Raw genomic sequence first — 17,542 nt, forward strand, 5'->3', positions numbered from 1 at the left:
TACATGAGTCGGCTCTATTTTGGTCTACATATGCACCAGCCAGTAGATAATCTCCATGAGGCTGTAGAGAATGCGGTGAAGCAATGTTATAGGCCTCTTTTTCAAACATTAAAAAAATATCCCCAATTTCGCTTCGCTCTACACTGCAGTGGTTGGCTCTTTGAGCAGCTACGCACAAAATACAGTGATGTCTTTGAAGATATTTGCTATCTAAACGAGCAGGGAAGTATCGAGTTTTTCACTGGTGGCTTTTATGAACCAGTACTTGCAAGTATTCCAAGAGAGGATCGTATAGCACAAATCCAAAAACTCAGTAGCTATATTGAGCACTATTTTGATAAAAAACCAAAGGGACTATGGCTAACCGAGCGAGTATGGGAGAGCTCAATTGCCTTGGATTTCCAAGAGTGTGGAATTGAGTATGTGACGGTGGATGATTATCACTTTCTTGCCAGTGGATTTGATCATGAGGAGCTTGATGGATTTTTTTTGAGTGAAGAGAGCGGAAATAGCTTTGCCCTCTTTCCTATCGCAAAAAAACTACGCTATGCAATTCCATTTTATCTGGTAGATGATGCATTGCAAGTGATAAGCTCTTATGAAAATGCTATTATTTTCGATGATGCTGAGAAGTTTGGTCTTTGGCCAAATACCTATGAGTGGGTTTATGAAAAAGGCTGGCTCGAATCTTTCATCGAAAGGGTCATAGAGAGTGAAATTGCGACGAAACATTTTGCACAAGCGCAAAATCCAAAAGGGCTCGCATATCTCGCAAATGTCTCCTACTACGAGATGGGTGAGTGGAGCCTCAAGGCAAAAGATACTCTCGAGCTTGAAAAACTCAAAAACAGAGTTGGCAAAGAGTATTTTGAAAATATTGGCATCAAGTTTATTCGTGGAGGCATCTGGAGAAACTTTTTTGTCAAATATGAAGAGTCCAATAGGCTCCATAAACGTATGCTTGATCTTGCAAAAAAACAAAAAAGCGAAGCCCTCTATAAACTCCAGACAAATGATGTCTACTGGCATGGCATATTTGGAGGGCTCTATCTGCCAAACTTAAGAGACAATGCCTACCGCTTTGTATCTCAGTGTGAGCAAAATATAGAGGATAGAATAGAAATAGCAGATAAAGATTTTGACGGATACAAAGAGGCTGAAATTAAAAAAGATAATCTTGTCTGGAGACTCTATGAAAAACAGGGAGGGCAAATTATTGAGATTTTAGATCTGAACTCTTGCTTCAATTTCCAAAATACCCTCACAAGAAGATTTGAAGCCTATCATGAAAAGATTTTCCATCCACTTGAGCAAAAAGATGAAAAAGGGATCACTACAATCCATGAAATGGCTCCAAAGATAAGTGAAGAGGTCAAGAAAAATCTCTTTTTTGATTGGTATACCAAAAACTCCGCAATTGATCATTTTAGTGACGCATCTTTTAATATCCAAACATTTTTCCAAAACAGTTTCAAAGAGTATGGTGATTTTGCCAATCAACCATTTAAACTGCAAAAGCCTCTCACGTTTGAGCGCCAGGGCGGTCTCTACCTTGATCAAAAATATCCAGCAACGATGCAAAAGAACTATACCATCGATAAAAATTCTCTCGAACTTTCTATAGATTTCCAATCAACATACGAAAATGAACTTTTGTATGTCAATGAATGGAATCTCCATTTTGCCCACTATGAGAGTCTGCTTATTAATGCAAAATATTGCTGTGACAAAATGGAGTTTTTTGCAAAAAAGCTTGAGATTATCGACCCATTTACGAAAAAAACGTTCTTTTTTTTATCAAATCAGGAGACAAAAATATTTGTCGTTCCTCTATCAACAGTATCACAAAATGAGGAAGGGTTTGAACTAACGCAACAAGGGATAAGTATCGCTTTTGCTTTACCTTTTACAAAATCTTTTACGTGGGATCTCAAACTATGTCTGAAATAAGATATGATCTTTTGCATAATGAATATATAATCATTGCTCCAGAGCGCCTCCACAGACCTATCCCACAGCAAAGTGCAGATACATTTTCTATACAAAAATGCCCCTTTTGTCCTGGCAACGAAGAGTTAACTCCTAAAGAGATCTTTTCAATCAAAAACAACGGCACATGGCAAACGAGAGTGATTCCAAATCTCTATAAAGCGGTGCAGATAGAAACTCCCTTCATCTCAAATAGAGATGGTCTTAATGAGATGTGGGGCGGATATGGGGCACATGAGATAGTTATTGATACACCCAAACATGCAGTAAAAATGCAGAATATGAGCCAAGAAGAGATCTTTTGGTGGCTCAATACACTCCAGCAACGCTATCGTGACCTTCGTAATGATAAAAAGCTCATCTCTTTACAAATATTTAAAAACCATGGACGCAATGCTGGTGCTACACAACCCCACCCTCATACGCAAATTATTGCTCTTCCTCTAATGACAAAAGAGCAACTCTATTTATTTGAGCATTGTCAACGCTATTTCCACAATCATGGCAGATCCTTGCATGAAGATATTGTACATTTTGAATCAAATTCTCAAAGAAGCCTCTTTGAGAGTAAACACTTTTTTACCTATACTCCGTATGCCTCCTCTTTTGCTTTTGAAACAGCAATCATCGCAAAAAATGTAGGATTTGGGGAGTGTTCAAACACGCAGCTGCAAGAGTTGGCAGAGCATATTCGCTTACTTTTTTTTGCTTTATCAAAAGAGCTTGGCGATTTTCCCTTTAATCTACTTTTTTACTTACCACCACTCAATGAAAACTTTGAAAACAGCTCCTTTTTTCATGAAGTAAACAATATTTTTCGTTTCTATATTCGCATAACACCCAGAATTTACACGATCGCCGGATTCGAGTTGGCAACTGGATCGATGATCAATCCAGGAGTTCCGGAGATGGCGGCACAACTTCTTAGGAGATGGTATGAAACTGGCTCTTGATATAGGGGGTACATACATCAGATGGGAAATAATAGATAAAGAAAAAGGCAAAGAGCAGCTGCATAATATTGATTTGCAAAGATTTATCGAAGACCTGATCAATAAAAAAAGAATTACAGCAGTTGGTATCTCCTATGCGGGACAGGTTTGTAACAATGAAATCCTCTCTGCACCCAATATTCATGCCACAATTGAGCCCCGAAAATTCGGAATCCCTTACATTATTGAAAATGACCTCAAGTGTGCTGTCTTAGCTGAAGCGAAATTTTTCAATGCATCTTCTATCACAGCCCTCTACTCTGGTACAGGTCTTGGAAGTGCTACAGTTGATGAAAATAGACTTATTCGAGGCTATAAAAACCTAGCGGGCGAAATCGGTCATATTCCCTACAAAAAGGCTCCCTTTCAGTGTGGATGCGGTAAAGATAATTGCATCGAGCTCTATGCCTCAGGCAGCGGCTTGCAAAAATGGGCAAACTATCTAAAAACAGAGGCAACGCTAAAAAACAAAGTGCTCTATGCGCTCTATACCGAAGCACTTTTGTATGCAACTGCAACTGTTTTGACACTTTTTAATCCTTCTGTTTTGGTCTTAGGAGGAGGTGTCATAAAAAACAGTCCTGATATAATCGATGTAATACAAGAAAAGATTGAGAGTTTTGCTCCTCCTTTTTCTTTGAAAGAGGTGCAAATCAGACTCACGCAACTAGAAGACGCCTCACTAGAGGGGGTAAAAATTCTACTTGAAAGGCTGCCATGAAACGAAATATACTCTTTTGCGCTTCAGAGATGACACCATTTGCTAAAACCGGTGGTTTGGCCGATGTGGCTGCGGCTTTGCCAAAACATCTAAAAAAACTTGGACACAACGTTAAAGTTGTCCTTCCTAGATACTACACGATTAATAAAAACGATTTGGAGTTTGTCATAGGCAATATCGGTGTGGATATGGGACCACTTGGGACACTGTGGTGCGGTGCATATAAGAGTACCTATGAAGGAGTAGAAGTCTATTTTATCGATTATGAGATCTTTTTTGGTAGAGATAATCTGTATACAGACTATAACGGGTACTCCTATCCGGACAACGATGCGCGTTTTATCTTCTTTTCCAAAGCGGCACTGGAGCTTGCAAGAGTTTTGGATTTTAAACCAGACATTGTCCATGCGAATGACTGGCACACCGCAGCCCAACCGATACTGCTCAATACCCTTTTGCGAAATGACCCCTTCTTTCAAAAAACCGCTTCCGTTTTTACAATACACAATCTCCAGCATCAAGGCGTTTTTGCTAAAAGTGCTTTTGAATATCTGGGAATTGGCTGGGAGCACTTCAATATGTACGAAATGGAGGCTTTAGGAGCACTTAATCTCATGAAAGGCGCAATCTATCATGCAGACAAAATCACAACAGTAAGCCCCAAGTATGCCCAAGAGATTCAGACGCCCCAGTTTGGTTTTGGTCTGCAAGAGCATATCAAAGCCCATGCATATAAGCTTTTTGGAATATTAAACGGGGTAGATTATGATGAGTGGAATCCAAAAACTGATCCCTTTATAGCCAAAAACTACGATATCGACGATCTTAGCGGTAAAAAAGTGTGTAAGATAGATTTGCAAAAAAGCTTTAATCTTGCCCAAAAAGATGATATTCCACTTATTGGTTTCGTGGGACGATTTGCACAGCAAAAAGGAATAGAGCTGATAGCCGCAGCCATGCATGAATTGGTACATCTGCCTTTGCAGATGGTCTTTTTAGGCAGCGGAGAAAAATGGGCGGAGGGTTTTTTCCAAGATATTGCAAATCGATATGAAAATGTTGGCTGCTATGTGGGATACTCCAATGAGCTTGCACACAAGATTGAAGCAGGAAGCGATCTTTTCTTGATGCCAAGCCTCTTTGAGCCATGTGGACTCAATCAGATCTACTCTCTTCGCTATGGAACGCTTCCAATTGTGCGTGCTGTTGGTGGACTTGATGATACGATCCAAAACTATGAACCCCACACAAAAACAGGAGACGGATTTAAATTTTATGATGCGACCAAAGAGGCTCTCATTGGAACTGTTCGCTGGGCGGTAGATACATGGCTGCATGACAAAGAGGGAATCGATACAATGATCCAAACAGCCATGAGCAAGCGGTTTGATTGGCAAAGAAGCGCTAAAGAGTATGAAAGAGTCTATGAACTGGCAATGGAGACAAAAAAATGATTTGCCATGATGTAACGCGTTTCAGTGAATTTGATATCTACCTCTTCAAAGAGGGAACCCATACGAAACTGTATGAAAAATTTGGTGCTCATATTATGCAATATCAAGGCAAAACTGGGGTCTATTTTGCCGTATGGGCGCCTCATGCAAAATATGTAAGCGTTGTGGGGGATTTTAACGGTTACAACGCAACCGCTCATCCTCTTAAAAAAAGAGAAGACGGAAGCGGAATATGGGAAGGATTTACGATTGAAGCAAAGATTGGTCAAACCTACAAATATCATATCATCACTCCTTATGATACCACTTTGCTCAAAGCAGATCCTTATGCATTCTATGCAGAAAAGCCTCCAAAGTCGGCTTCAAGAATCTGGTCTTTAAAGGGATATGGCTGGAAAGATAGCCAATGGATGCAAAAAAGAGCCAAAACAAACATCCACGAATCACCAATGAATATCTATGAAGTGCATTTAGGCTCTTGGAGAAGAAAAGATGATGGAAGTTATCTGAACTACACGGAAGCTGCAAAAGAACTAGCCCAGTATCTAGTAAAGTTGGGATATACCCATGTGGAGCTATTACCCATTACCGAATATCCTTTCAAGGGATCTTGGGGCTATCAGGTAAGCGGTTACTATGCACCAACTGCAAGATATGGAACACCGCAAGAGTTTATGGAGTTTGTGGATATTATGCACTCTTATGGAATTGGTGTCATACTGGATTGGGTTCCCTCGCACTTTGTTACAGATGGGCATGGACTCATCGCTTTTGATGGAACGGCTCTGTATGAGTATGAAGATCCAAAAAAGGGATACCATCCTGAGTGGAAGAGCGCTGTGTTTGATTATGGCAAAAATGAAGTTAGAGCCTTCTTGATTTCATCTGCTCACTTTTGGCTTGAAAAGTATCATATCGATGGGATCCGTGTGGATGCCGTAGCAAGTATGCTCTATCTTGATTATGGAAGAAAAGAGGGAGAGTGGGAGCCAAACATCTATGGAGGCAATGAAAATTTAGAAGCGATCTCGTTTTTAAAGCAACTTAACGAGAGTTGTTACGGCACATTTGAAGGCATTACAATGATTGCAGAAGAATCCACTGCATTTCCTGGTGTTACAAAACCAGTCTTTGCAGGAGGACTTGGCTTTGGATACAAGTGGAATATGGGCTGGATGCATGATACTTTGAAATACTTCAAAACCGATCCCCTCTTTCGCAAATATCACCACAACCAGATCACTTTTTCCATGTGGTACGCCTATGATGAAAACTTTATTTTGCCTCTGAGCCATGATGAAGTAGTCCATATGAAAGGCTCTTTGATCAATAAAATGCCAGGAGACATTAATCAAAAACTAGCAAACTTAAAAGCTCTTTTTGGATATATGATGGCACATCCTGGGAAAAAACTTCTCTTTATGGGAGGAGAGTTTGCCCAGTTCAAGGAGTGGGATTTTGATGGAGAGCTTCAGTGGGAGCTTTTGCAAGATCCTAAACATAAAGCTTTGCAAAGGATGTTACAAGATCTCAACACCCTTTACAAAACCACTCCGGCTCTGTATCAATGGGATGAAAAAAGAGAGGGGTTTATCTGGCTCAATGAAAAGGATTGGGAACGAAGTGTATTGAGTTTTGCAAGAGTGGCAAAAGATGAGACCATCGTTGTTGTGTGCAATTTTGCCGATACCCAGTATGAAAACTACATTTTGCCTGTACCAAAGAGCGGAAAATATAAAGAAATTTTTAATTCGCAACATCCAAAATATCTGGGATGGGATCATTATCCAGATAGAGTGTTGCAAAGCGAGCCAATGAAATGCTGTGGCTTTGAAAACTCCATCTTTATAACTCTTCCTGCCCTAAGTGTGATTTATTTACAATTAATTTCATAGGAGTATAATAGAACTAAAGCGCAAAAAGGAGGCAATTATGGGCAAAATGGCACAAAAACTACAAGAGATCAAAAGACTCATAGGTAAACTGCAACAGCAGCAACCTGAGAGTATCAAAAATTTTCTGGGTTTCATGACAAGCGTAGAAAAAGAGGGAGCTTTAACAACAAAGCAAAAAGAGCTTATCAATGTAGGACTTGGGGTAGCTGCACAGTGCGAATGGTGTATAGCGCTCCATGTCAAGGGAGCTTTGGATAGTGGAGCCAGTAAAGAAGAGATTTTGGAAGCTGCCATGCAGGCAGTTTTAATGCATGGAGGACCGGCTCTTATGTATATGACCCCAGTAGAAGAAGCGTTGGAGGAGTTTAGCCATGAATAGCGCAAGAGTCAAAACCTTTTATTATCTGATGAAACTTGGTCGCGAATTTGAGGTCGCGGCCAAGCAGGAGTATATGAAAGGCAACATTGCAGGCTTTTTGCATCTTGATATCGGGCAGGAAGCCTGCAGTGTTGGAAGTATGCAAGCCTTTGACAAAGGCGATGTCTTTACGCACTATAGAGAGCATGTTTTAGCGATTGCTAGAGGCATGGATCCAAAAGTAGTCATGGCAGAGCTTTTTGGAAAGGCAACGGGAGTGAGCAGAGGCAAAGGCGGCTCGATGCACCTTTTTGATCCGGCACTTAGTTTCTACGGAGGTGATGCAATTGTAGCGGGACACTTGCCGATTGCCGTGGGGTGTGCATATGCAAGAAAAGTGCAAGGAGAAAAAGCTGGCGTCTTTGCCATCTTTGGTGATGGTGCTACCAATGCGGGAGCCTTTTTTGAAAGCATCAACATAGCAGCTGCCTGGAAACTGCCACTCATCTTTTTTTGTGAAAACAACTATTACGCAATAGGTACGCGTATCGGATGGGTGAGTCCTTTTGAAGAGCTTTTTAACAAGGCAAAAAACTATATGCCTGCTAAAAGAATCGATGGCATGGATGTATGTGAAGTCTACAAGGCGGTAACGGAAGCCAAAGAGTATCTTGAAAATGGTTTGGGGCCTTATTTCATTGAAGCTGAAACTTACCGCTATGAGGGACACTCAATGAGTGACAGTGGAAAATATCGCAGTGAAGAGGAGATGGAGATTTTCAAATCTCGAGATCCGATAGAAAAACTCAAAAGTGAAGCCATTGCTTTAGGAATTGTAGAAGAAAGCTATTTTGATGAGACCGATAAAAAGATTGAGCAAGAGATTAATGAGGCAATAGAGTTTGCTGCAAACTCCCCTGAGCCAGAACTAAATGAACTCTATGAAGATGTATACTGCAAGGAGTGCACAAATGTTGTATCGTGAAGCGCTAAACAGGGCCATTGATGAAGCGATGGCAGCAGATGAAAGTGTCGTCATTTTAGGTGAGGATGTTGGACGCTATGGTGGAAGTTATCGTGTCAGTGAAGGACTCTTTGCAAAGTATGGAGCAAAAAGGGTAATTGATACGCCAATTGCAGAGCTTAGTATCGTTGGAAATGCCATAGGAATGGCGATTGGGGGACTCAGACCAATAGCTGAAATTATGACAGTCAACTTTTCACTCCTTGCTTTAGATCAAATTGTCAATCATGCTGCCAAATTTCGCTATATGAGCGGTGGGAAGATGACGATTCCACTAACTGTTAGAATGCCAGGAGGTGTTTCACGCCAGCTCGCAGCGCAGCACAGCGAAAGCTATGAGACGCTCTATGCTTCTATTCCTGGTCTCATAGTCTTAGCAGCAAGCAATGCAACCTATGCTTACCATGCCCTCAAACATGCGATTTTTCTCAATGATCCAGTCATCTTTTTGGAACATGAACTGCTCTATCCTATGGAGATGGAGTTTGAAGAAAAAGCAAATTTCGATCCATTCAAAGCCGAAGTTGTCAAAAAAGGAGATGATTTAACAATCCTTACATATTTAAAAATGCGATACGATGTGCTTGAAGCTGTTCCTACAATCGAAAAAGAGTTAGGAGTTTCAGTAGAAGTTATTGATCTTAATTCCCTCAGACCTCTTGATATGAAAACGATTGCAGAATCTATCAAAAAAACAAAAAGAGTTGTATTAGTAGAAGAAGATCATAAAACCGGAGGCTATGGTGCTGAAGTGATAGCAAGAATCACAGAAGAACTCTTTTATGAGCTAGACGCTCCACCTCTTAGAATTGCAGGAGAAGACGTGCCAATTCCTTATAATAGAACTCTTGAACTTGCCTCTATCCCAACTCCAGATAAAATTGCAGCACAAATCAAACTTTGGGGACAAAACCATGGACTATAAAATTGTTATGCCGGTTCTATCAGATACGATGGATAAAGGAAAACTCATTAAATGGCACGTTCATGAAGGAGACATAGTTCATAAAGGCGATGTAATAGCAGAAGTGGAGAGCGATAAGGCGATTATGGAAGTACAAACCTTTAAAGATGGAGTGGTAAAAAAACTGCTTGTCAAAGAAGGAGATGAGGTTCCGGTTAAAGAGCCTATAGCAATACTTGATACACAAGAGACTGCAGTAGAACCACAAACTCCTACAAAAAAAGAGCAGCCAAAAGAAGAGTCATCCAAACAAAAAAAGGAGTCCAAAGTTTCTCAAAAAAGCGAAGTTCCCTCAATTCTTCAAGAATTGATGCCTACTTCGACACCCCCTGTAGAAGGATACGCTTCACCAGCGGCAAAAAAAGCGGCAGCAAAAGCAAATATCGATATAGAGACTTTACAAAAAGAGGGAGCTTTACCAAAGCCTGCGCATCTAAAAGATATTAACGAAGAGCTTTTGAGGCGATACTTTACACCAAAAGCGTTGCATTTGTTGAAGGAATTTAGGATCGATGTAAATAGCTTTTCATTGGATCATAAAATAGATGAAGATGAAGTACTTAAGTATATAAAGACACACAATATTCCACAAGTGGTTGCCCTCTCTTCCAATCGCCTTGCAATTAAGAAAAATGTAGAAGCTTCAGCTAAAAAACCTATCTATCACATATATGAGACTTTTACCCTTAATCTCCCTGCCAATATAAAAACGACAGCCTATCTTCTCAAAATTATAGGCGACACGATGCAAAACCACCCACTCACACGCGCTATACTTGATGGTGAGAGCTACAAAATTTACCCAACATCGAATATCAGTGTAGCAGTAGCAAAAAAAGATGCACTCTATATGGCTGTGTGTAAAAATATTGAATCAAAAAGTCTTGAAGAGATAGATCAGTGGGTGAGAAACATCAAAACAAGAGATTATACGCCTGATGATTTACAAGGTTCTACATTTGGTCTTAGTAATTTGGGGATGTTTGGAGTAAAAGCATTTGATGCAATGATTAACAAAAAAGATTCTGGAATAGCTGCTTTTGGAAAAGTGGAAGAAAACAGAGTCGAAGTAGTATTTACTTTCGATCATAGAATCCTCAATGGAGTAGATGCTGCAAAATTTGTGAGTGAACTCAAAAACAACTTCGCAAAGGGTATCGATGTATGATATTATCTTCATAGGTGGCGGTCTCAACTATGCTGGCGCAGTAGTTGCAGCAAAAAAAGGGCTCAAAGTAGCTCTTATAGAGCAAGACATGGAGCATATTGGAGGAACTTGTCTCAATAATGGCTGTATTCCGTCAAAGCATTTCCTCCATCTAGCCGAAACAGAAGTAAAACTCAAAAACCCAGCCTTTATTAGACACAAAGATAGACTTAAACTAGAAGTAGCAGTAAAAGAAAAAGATGAAGTAATCCACAAAGCTCACCGCTCAATAGAAGCGCAATGTCTCAATGCTGGTGTAGAGCTCATTGAGGGAAAAGGCTATATCTTTGATAATAAAAAAATTGAAGTCAATGGTAAAAAGTTAGAAGCACAATATGTTGTCCTTGGAACTGGCTCATCACCTTTTATCCCCCAAGGTATAGCATATAATAAATCAAGTATCATAACAAGCGATGAAGTACTCAATCTCACAAATTTCCCAGAAAATATTGCAATATATGGAAGTGGTGCCATTGGACTCGAGATGGCGAGCTTCTTTGCGGCTTGTGGCGTCCAAACTACCCTCATTTTTCGTCATGAACATATCTCCAACAAAATCCACCCTACTCTTTTAACTTCACTAGAAAAAGAGCTTCAAAAGCTTGGCATACAATTTTTAAAAAATACAACTATAATTGAAGCAACTGAGCACAATAAAAAAGCAAAAATCACCACAAATGAAGGTGTTTTAGAATTTGATAAACTCCTTGTAGCAACGGGAAGAAAACCAAACACAGATGTAGTAAAAACTGACTATATTAAAGTATCTCGAGCAATTGAGACTGATGAGTATTTTGCAACAACTATGCAAGGTGTTTATGCAATAGGTGATTGCAATGGAAAATTGCAGCTTGCACATGCAGCAAGAGCTATGGTACTCAATGTAGTTAATACTATTATGGGCAAAAAAAAGAGACTCAATCTCAACAACATTCCAAAATTTTTCTATACTCTTCCTTTACAATATGCTGCAGTAGGAGTTACAAAAACTACTCTTGACAAATCAGATATACACTATAAAGAGGAGTATTTCCCACTCTCAGCACTTGCACTTTCACATCTTACCGATGCTGCAAATGGAGGAGTAGTACTTTATACTGATGAAGAAAATTTTATTTTAGGAGCTGAACTCCTCACACCTCATGCTGAAGAACTCATAGGTATTATAACTGCAGCTCTTGCAGGTGAAATGAACAAAGATGCACTTCTTAAAGCTGTCTTTGCACATCCAACTTTTAGTGAGAGTATTGATAGAGTCTTGAGGAGAGTTAAATGAAAGAAACAAAGTACTATGAGAAGCTCCCTTGGGTGCAGGTAGCTGCTGAGCTCGATACCAATGTAGAAAAAGGGCTTAGTAGCGAAGAGGTGCAAAAGAGGTTACAAAAATATGGCCCAAATGAAATTCCAGAGAGAGAAGAGCCTCTATGGCATAGAATTTTTCGCAGATTTTGGGGGCCAATTCCTTGGATGATAGAAGTAGCAGCAATTTTAGCTGCTCTTGTTAAACACTGGGAGGAGTTTTATATCATCCTCATTATGCTTTTTGTCAATGCCTTTTTAGATTTTTATCAAGAATCAAAGGCACTCAATGCAATTAAAGTACTCAAACAAAAACTTGCTCGAAAAGCTACTGTATTGCGAGATGGAGAGTGGCAAGAGATTGCAGCAAAGGAGATAGTTCCTGGCGATATTGTAAAGGTAAAAATCGGTGATATTATACCAGCAGATATAAAAATAGCTCAAGTAACCGACTATGCTCTTGTTGATCAATCTGCTCTTACTGGGGAATCTTTACCGGTACACAAAAAAGAGAATGATGTAGCATTTTCAAATACCATCGTCAAACAGGGGGAGATGATAGGTATTGTTGTCAATACTGGTCTTAATACCTATTTTGGTAAAACTGTAGGTCTTGTAGCAAAAGCACAAAGAGAGCAGCGTAGCCATTTCCAAAAAATGGTTATACGTGTAGGAGATTTTCTCATTCTTATAACAATTGTAATGATAGCAATCATTATTTTTTACGGATTAAAGCGGCACGAAAACCCTTATGAACTTCTAGTCTTTTCTCTCGTTCTTACGATTTCCGCTATCCCTGTGGCTCTCCCTACGGTTTTAACTGTTACAATGGCGGTTGGTGCTCTCAATTTAGCACGCAAACAAGCAATTGTGAGTCGTCTAGCGGCCATTGAGGAGTTAGCTGGTATGGATGTATTGTGCTCAGATAAAACTGGTACACTTACAAAAAACCAGATGACAATAGCCGAACCTTATATTATTAATGACTATAAAAGTGCAGATCTCTTTTTATATGCTATTCTTGCAAGCCGCAGAGAAAATAATGATCCTATCGAAAAGCCAATTTTTTCTTATGCAGATGAGCATAGTATTAGTAAACTCGCTAACCATTTTACAGTAAAAAATTTCATCCCTTTCGATCCAGTAAAAAAACGTACCGAAGCAGTAGTGTTAAATGATAAGCAAGAGTGCTTTGTAGTAACCAAAGGGGCACCACAAGTTATCGTCTCTCTTTGCGATACTAGCGAATTTAACGAAGAGCAAATCTATCTCAAAATAGAAGATTTTGCAGAAAACGGCTTTCGTACGCTTGGTGTAGCATATAAGCATTGCAATGAAGAAAAATTTCATTTTGTAGGGCTTATCCCTCTTTATGATCCTCCTAGAGAAGACTCAAAAGAGGCAATAATTGAGGCTAAAGCAAGAGGTGTTGAAGTTAAGATGGTTACTGGCGACAATATCGCTGTAGCTCGATATATCGCAAAAATATTAGGTATTGGTGAAAATATTCTCGATATAAAAGAGTTGCGCGGTCAAAGCACACGAGAATATGAAATACTTGCAGAAGTTGTCTCTAAAGCACTTTTAAAAGTAACGCAACCAGACATGAGTGAAGACAAGCTCCAACTTATTACAAAACAGATAGTAAAAGAGGTACGTAAAGAGTTAGAAAATAAAGCGCTGCTTCCAGGAACAGTAAAAAAACATGAGAGTGAAATTATTGCTCTTATTGAGCAGGCAAACGGATTTGCACAGGTATTTCCTGAAGATAAATACTTTATCGTTGATGAGCTCCAAAAAGCAGATCATATTGTGGGAATGACAGGAGATGGTGTCAATGATGCTCCAGCATTGAAAAAAGCAGATACAGGTATTGCTGTAAGTGGTGCAACAGATGCTGCACGTGCTGCAGCTGATATTGTTCTTTTAGCTCCTGGACTTCGCGTTATTGTAGATGCTATAAAAGAGGCTCGTATTACTTTTGAGCGCATGAAAAGCTATACAATTTTTCGGATAGCTGAGACTATGAGAATAATAGTTTTTATGACACTCGCAATTGTTGTTTTTCAATTCTATCCTCTCACTGCTATTATGATTATTGTTTTAGCACTACTCAATGATATTCCAATCCTTGCTATTGCTTATGATAACACGAAGGTGAGAAAAAAACCGGTACGGTGGGATATGCATGAAATGCTAGTGCTTTCAAGTTGGCTTGGTGTAGCTGGTGTTGCGAGTTCATTTTTGATTTTTTATATCGTTATGGTCTATCTCAAGACACATCCAGAAAGTGCTTGGTTTTTACCTCATGTACCACTGTGGGTTGATATGCACGATGAAAAGCAATGGCTTGCTTTTGTACAGTCAATATTCTTTGCAAAAATGGTGATAGCAGGTCATGGAACCATCTACAATACACGTATAGATGACTGGTTTTTTAAAAGACCTTGGCCATCATGGATTTTGTTTGGCGCTACATTTTCTACTAGGGTGATTGGTACAATTATTGCTGTATATGGCTTTGGTCTCATGATGCCAATTGGATGGGATTGGGGACTTTTCATGTGGGCATATGCACTCACATGGTTTGTATTTAATGATGCAGTCAAAATGGCAGTTTTAAGATATTATCGAAGAATCAAAGGGATAGAGGTTATTTAATGCACTTTATCCCTTTAGAACTTCTCCATTTTCTCTATGTTGTAGCGCTCTCATTTTTGGTAGGACTAGAGCTTAAAGCCTACCGTCTCATGCACACAAGCGATAAGCCCCATTTAGGTTCTACGCGGACATTTACTTTTATTGGAATTATGGGGTATATTTTTTTTAAAATCAATCTCTACTACTTTCTTTTAGGTTTTTTAGCGCTAGTTGCGATATATTTGAGCTACTATTTTTATAAACTCCATCACGATCGTACAGCAATCATCTCATTTTTACTTATCGCACTTGTATATTCATTTGGTGCAATGATGGAAGAGTTTAGTATTTGGATGCCAACTCTTGTCTATGTGCTTATAGTCTTTATACTCAATGCAAATAGGAGTCTCTCCTATATTTTAGAGCAGCTCAATATGCATGAGTTTGAAATCCTTGGGAAATTTCTGCTTTTAAGCGCAGTCATACTCCCCATCTTACCAGATGCACCCCTACCTTACCTTGCAATTTCTCCTTTTAAAATATGGCTTGTTATCGTCATAATATCAGCTATATCGTATGGTAGTTATATTGCACAAAAGTATATATTTAAAAATAGAGGTTATCTCATTACCGGTATACTTGGAGGACTCTACTCCTCTACTGCTACGACAGTAGTATTGGCAAAAAAAAGCCTCTATATTGAAAATATACGTCTAATAGATGCATCCATTATTATCGCTACAGCAATGATGTATATAAGACTCTTAGTAATTACTTTTATTTTCAATTTTCATGTAGCGATCAAAATAGCATTTCCATTAATATCTTTGTCATTAATAGGAATTATCATTGCACTGGCACTTTTTAAAAAAGAAGAAAATAATCCTATTGCTCCTATTGATGATAGAAACCCTTTAGAGCTTGGTACAGCTTTTTTATTCGGCTTGCTTTTTGTTGCAACGATGGCATTAACAAAATTTGTCACAGCTCATTACGGTGATTTTGGTCTCAAGATTCTCGCTTTTCTCATCGGTTTTACAGATATAGATCCCTTTATCCTCTCTTTATTAACAGGAAAATTTAGTATAAGTATTGAGCAAATTGCTACGGCAATCCTCATTGCAAGTGGATCCAATAATATTCTCAAAGCAATCTATGCCATCTTATTTGGTGCGAATAAGCCAAAAATAGCAGCTTTATGGTTGGTTTTACTTGGTCTCGCTACAATATTTTTACCATTTATTATTTATAAAGGATAGCTATGCGATGGCATTATAAAGATATTAATTACACAAATATCAATGCAGAAGCTTTAAAAGATAAAACATTCCTCTTTTACCTCATTACAAGTGCTTCTTTTATTGAAATTACCAGCGACGTATACGAAAAAAATCTTGTTCAATTTTATAGTGACAATATGAAGATTATCTCATGGTTAGAAAAGGTATGGGAGCCTGAAGAGATTCAACATGGAAAAGCTTTGAAAAAGTTTGTCAATACAGTTTGGCCAGAGTTTGATTGGGAAAAGGCTTATGAGAGATTTAAAGAGTACTATCTTCCTCATTGTACATTGGATGAATTTCAACCTACAAAAGCAAAAGAGATGCTAGCCCGCATGGTTGTAGAGACTGGGACAAGTACCTTTTATAAGGCTTTAGAAAATTATTCCACAGATCTTAATACACCCATTCTAGGGGAAATTGCTCATAATATTTCTAAAGATGAGGTATATCATTACGATAAGTTTGAAAATGGATTTCGTTACTACAATCAAAATGAAAAGCTGCGAAGAGATGATATTATCAAAGTGATTTATGATAGGCTTAAAGAGGTAGATGGAGAGGATGGAAGACTTGCCTTTAGAGCAATTTGGGAAGTGAGAGAAAATGAGCCATTTAAAGATAAACATTATGAAGAACATAAAAAATTGGTTGGCAAATTTGCAAAAAAGTATTATCCCTACAATATGGCTATAAAAATGCTTTTGCGTCCTCTTGATCTCAATAAAACAGTAGAAAAAGTTACTGTGCCTATGGTAAGAGGAGCACTCAAAATATTGGGAATTTAGGAGAGAAAATGAAAAAAAAGCGAACTTTTCCATGGCAACACCCCAAACCACCATTTGAAGATCCAAAAGCACAAGAATTAATAGAGAGGATTTTTCATTCACCTTCATATAAATTGGCTATCGAAGATGAAGAGTTTTTGCTTTCAGACCAGACGCGAGGAGTAAGACTTCAGCTTGACTACCTCAAACCAGAACTCATTATGCAAAAGTATGGTATCAAACGCACTATAGTGGTCTTTGGAAGTGCAAGAATCAAAGAGCCCGCATCGGCAATGAAAGAGCTAGAAAAAATAAAAAATCTACTCAAGAAAAAACCTGATTCTAAAACACTTCTGCGAGAACTTCGCACTGCTGAAAAGATGGTAGAAAAGAGTATTTATTATGAAGAGGCAAGAAAATTTGGACAACTTGTAGGAAAAGCTGGTAAAGGTCCAAAAGACAATACTCTCACTCTCATGACAGGGGGTGGCCCAGGAATCATGGAAGCAGCCAATAGAGGAGCATACGATGTCGGTGCTAAGAGTATTGGTCTCAATATTCAGCTTCCACATGAGCAGTTTCCAAACCCTTATATTGCTCCCGAACTCTGTTTTCAATTTCATTACTTTGCCATTCGTAAACTCCACTTTTTACATCGAGCTATTGCTCTTGTTGTTTTTCCAGGAGGTTTTGGCACCCTTGATGAGCTCTTTGAGACTCTCACTCTCATTCAAACTGGTAAGAATAAGCCTATCCCTGTAGTTTTAGTTGGTAAAGAGTATTGGCAGCGTCTCATTAATTTTAAGTTCTTGGTTGAAGAAGGAACAATAGACGCAGAAGATCTCCATATATTTACTTTCAAAGAAAATGCCAAGGAAGCATGGGAGTATATTTTACACTGGTATGCAAAAGCCGGCATCGATATTTTTAATCACAATAAAAAGGATTAACC

At 38.8% G+C, this 17,542-nt stretch carries 14 protein-coding genes; all 14 read left to right on the forward strand.

Translation table 11 applies throughout. The annotated features are described in order from the left end of the window. Positions 1 to 3 precede the first annotated feature (3 nt). Genes JG738_RS05660 through JG738_RS05725 form a run of 14 tightly spaced genes read left to right on the forward strand, consistent with a single transcriptional unit; the run spans position 4 to position 17,540 of the window. The gene (locus tag JG738_RS05660) at positions 4 to 1,950 is read left to right on the forward strand and encodes an alpha-amylase/4-alpha-glucanotransferase domain-containing protein (protein WP_201336963.1); all 1,947 of its coding nucleotides are present in this window, start codon (positions 4 to 6) and stop codon (positions 1,948 to 1,950) included. After that, positions 1,938 to 2,942, forward strand: a complete 1,005-nt coding sequence (locus tag JG738_RS05665; RefSeq protein WP_201336964.1) for a DUF4931 domain-containing protein — start codon at positions 1,938 to 1,940, stop codon at positions 2,940 to 2,942. Before JG738_RS05660 ends, JG738_RS05665 begins: the two co-directional genes overlap by 13 nt. Continuing rightward, on the forward strand, positions 2,926 to 3,702 hold the full coding sequence (locus JG738_RS05670) for an ROK family protein (RefSeq protein ID WP_201336965.1): 777 nt from the start codon (positions 2,926 to 2,928) through the stop codon (positions 3,700 to 3,702). The genes JG738_RS05665 and JG738_RS05670 overlap by 17 nt, the downstream gene beginning before the upstream one ends. Next, complete coding sequence (gene glgA / locus JG738_RS05675) at positions 3,699 to 5,156, forward strand: glycogen synthase GlgA (RefSeq protein ID WP_201336966.1); 1,458 nt, start codon at positions 3,699 to 3,701, stop codon at positions 5,154 to 5,156. Before JG738_RS05670 ends, glgA begins: the two co-directional genes overlap by 4 nt. Further along, positions 5,153 to 7,051: a 1,4-alpha-glucan branching protein GlgB gene (gene glgB, locus JG738_RS05680; protein ID WP_201336967.1), complete on the forward strand. Its 1,899-nt coding sequence runs from the start codon at positions 5,153 to 5,155 to the stop codon at positions 7,049 to 7,051. Before glgA ends, glgB begins: the two co-directional genes overlap by 4 nt. A 37-nt stretch (positions 7,052 to 7,088) precedes the next feature. Beyond that, positions 7,089 to 7,430, forward strand: coding sequence for a carboxymuconolactone decarboxylase family protein (locus tag JG738_RS05685; protein ID WP_201336968.1), 342 nt, complete (start codon positions 7,089 to 7,091; stop codon positions 7,428 to 7,430). After that, positions 7,423 to 8,394, forward strand: coding sequence for a thiamine pyrophosphate-dependent dehydrogenase E1 component subunit alpha (locus JG738_RS05690; RefSeq protein ID WP_201336969.1), 972 nt, complete (start codon positions 7,423 to 7,425; stop codon positions 8,392 to 8,394). Before JG738_RS05685 ends, JG738_RS05690 begins: the two co-directional genes overlap by 8 nt. After that, a complete protein-coding gene (locus tag JG738_RS05695; protein ID WP_201336970.1) occupies positions 8,381 to 9,358 on the forward strand; it encodes an alpha-ketoacid dehydrogenase subunit beta in 978 nt (325 codons plus the stop codon). The genes JG738_RS05690 and JG738_RS05695 overlap by 14 nt, the downstream gene beginning before the upstream one ends. Then, complete coding sequence (locus tag JG738_RS05700) at positions 9,348 to 10,565, forward strand: 2-oxo acid dehydrogenase subunit E2 (protein WP_201336971.1); 1,218 nt, start codon at positions 9,348 to 9,350, stop codon at positions 10,563 to 10,565. Before JG738_RS05695 ends, JG738_RS05700 begins: the two co-directional genes overlap by 11 nt. Further along, the gene (locus JG738_RS05705; protein WP_201336972.1) at positions 10,558 to 11,880 is read left to right on the forward strand and encodes an NAD(P)/FAD-dependent oxidoreductase; all 1,323 of its coding nucleotides are present in this window, start codon (positions 10,558 to 10,560) and stop codon (positions 11,878 to 11,880) included. The genes JG738_RS05700 and JG738_RS05705 overlap by 8 nt, the downstream gene beginning before the upstream one ends. Next, positions 11,877 to 14,564 carry a plasma-membrane proton-efflux P-type ATPase gene (locus JG738_RS05710; RefSeq protein ID WP_201336973.1) on the forward strand — a complete coding sequence of 896 codons (2,688 nt, stop codon included), beginning with the start codon at positions 11,877 to 11,879 and terminating at the stop codon, positions 14,562 to 14,564. Before JG738_RS05705 ends, JG738_RS05710 begins: the two co-directional genes overlap by 4 nt. Further along, a complete protein-coding gene (locus tag JG738_RS05715; RefSeq protein ID WP_201336974.1) occupies positions 14,564 to 15,802 on the forward strand; it encodes a DUF4010 domain-containing protein in 1,239 nt (412 codons plus the stop codon). The genes JG738_RS05710 and JG738_RS05715 overlap by 1 nt, the downstream gene beginning before the upstream one ends. A 2-nt stretch (positions 15,803 to 15,804) precedes the next feature. After that, complete coding sequence (locus JG738_RS05720) at positions 15,805 to 16,611, forward strand: ferritin-like domain-containing protein (RefSeq protein WP_201336975.1); 807 nt, start codon at positions 15,805 to 15,807, stop codon at positions 16,609 to 16,611. 8 nt (positions 16,612 to 16,619) lie between these two features. Then, complete coding sequence (locus JG738_RS05725) at positions 16,620 to 17,540, forward strand: TIGR00730 family Rossman fold protein (protein WP_201336976.1); 921 nt, start codon at positions 16,620 to 16,622, stop codon at positions 17,538 to 17,540. Positions 17,541 to 17,542: the final 2 nt, after the last annotated feature.

Source organism: Nitratiruptor sp. YY08-26, assembly GCF_016593215.1.
Lineage (GTDB): Bacteria > Campylobacterota > Campylobacteria > Campylobacterales > Nitratiruptoraceae > Nitratiruptor > Nitratiruptor tergarcus.

Excerpts from the sequence above, each read along its gene's own strand:
- JG738_RS05660 (WP_201336963.1), top strand. The coding sequence starts at position 4 with ATGAGTCGGCTCTATTTTGGTCTACATATGCACCAGCCAGTAGATAAT.
- JG738_RS05665 (WP_201336964.1), top strand. The coding sequence starts at position 1,938 with ATGTCTGAAATAAGATATGATCTTTTGCATAATGAATATATAATCATT.
- JG738_RS05670 (WP_201336965.1), top strand. The coding sequence starts at position 2,926 with ATGAAACTGGCTCTTGATATAGGGGGTACATACATCAGATGGGAAATA.
- glgA (WP_201336966.1), top strand. The coding sequence starts at position 3,699 with ATGAAACGAAATATACTCTTTTGCGCTTCAGAGATGACACCATTTGCT.
- glgB (WP_201336967.1), top strand. The coding sequence starts at position 5,153 with ATGATTTGCCATGATGTAACGCGTTTCAGTGAATTTGATATCTACCTC.
- JG738_RS05685 (WP_201336968.1), top strand. The coding sequence starts at position 7,089 with ATGGGCAAAATGGCACAAAAACTACAAGAGATCAAAAGACTCATAGGT.
- JG738_RS05690 (WP_201336969.1), top strand. The coding sequence starts at position 7,423 with ATGAATAGCGCAAGAGTCAAAACCTTTTATTATCTGATGAAACTTGGT.
- JG738_RS05695 (WP_201336970.1), top strand. The coding sequence starts at position 8,381 with ATGTTGTATCGTGAAGCGCTAAACAGGGCCATTGATGAAGCGATGGCA.
- JG738_RS05700 (WP_201336971.1), top strand. The coding sequence starts at position 9,348 with ATGGACTATAAAATTGTTATGCCGGTTCTATCAGATACGATGGATAAA.
- JG738_RS05705 (WP_201336972.1), top strand. The coding sequence starts at position 10,558 with ATGTATGATATTATCTTCATAGGTGGCGGTCTCAACTATGCTGGCGCA.
- JG738_RS05710 (WP_201336973.1), top strand. The coding sequence starts at position 11,877 with ATGAAAGAAACAAAGTACTATGAGAAGCTCCCTTGGGTGCAGGTAGCT.
- JG738_RS05715 (WP_201336974.1), top strand. The coding sequence starts at position 14,564 with ATGCACTTTATCCCTTTAGAACTTCTCCATTTTCTCTATGTTGTAGCG.
- JG738_RS05720 (WP_201336975.1), top strand. The coding sequence starts at position 15,805 with ATGCGATGGCATTATAAAGATATTAATTACACAAATATCAATGCAGAA.
- JG738_RS05725 (WP_201336976.1), top strand. The coding sequence starts at position 16,620 with ATGAAAAAAAAGCGAACTTTTCCATGGCAACACCCCAAACCACCATTT.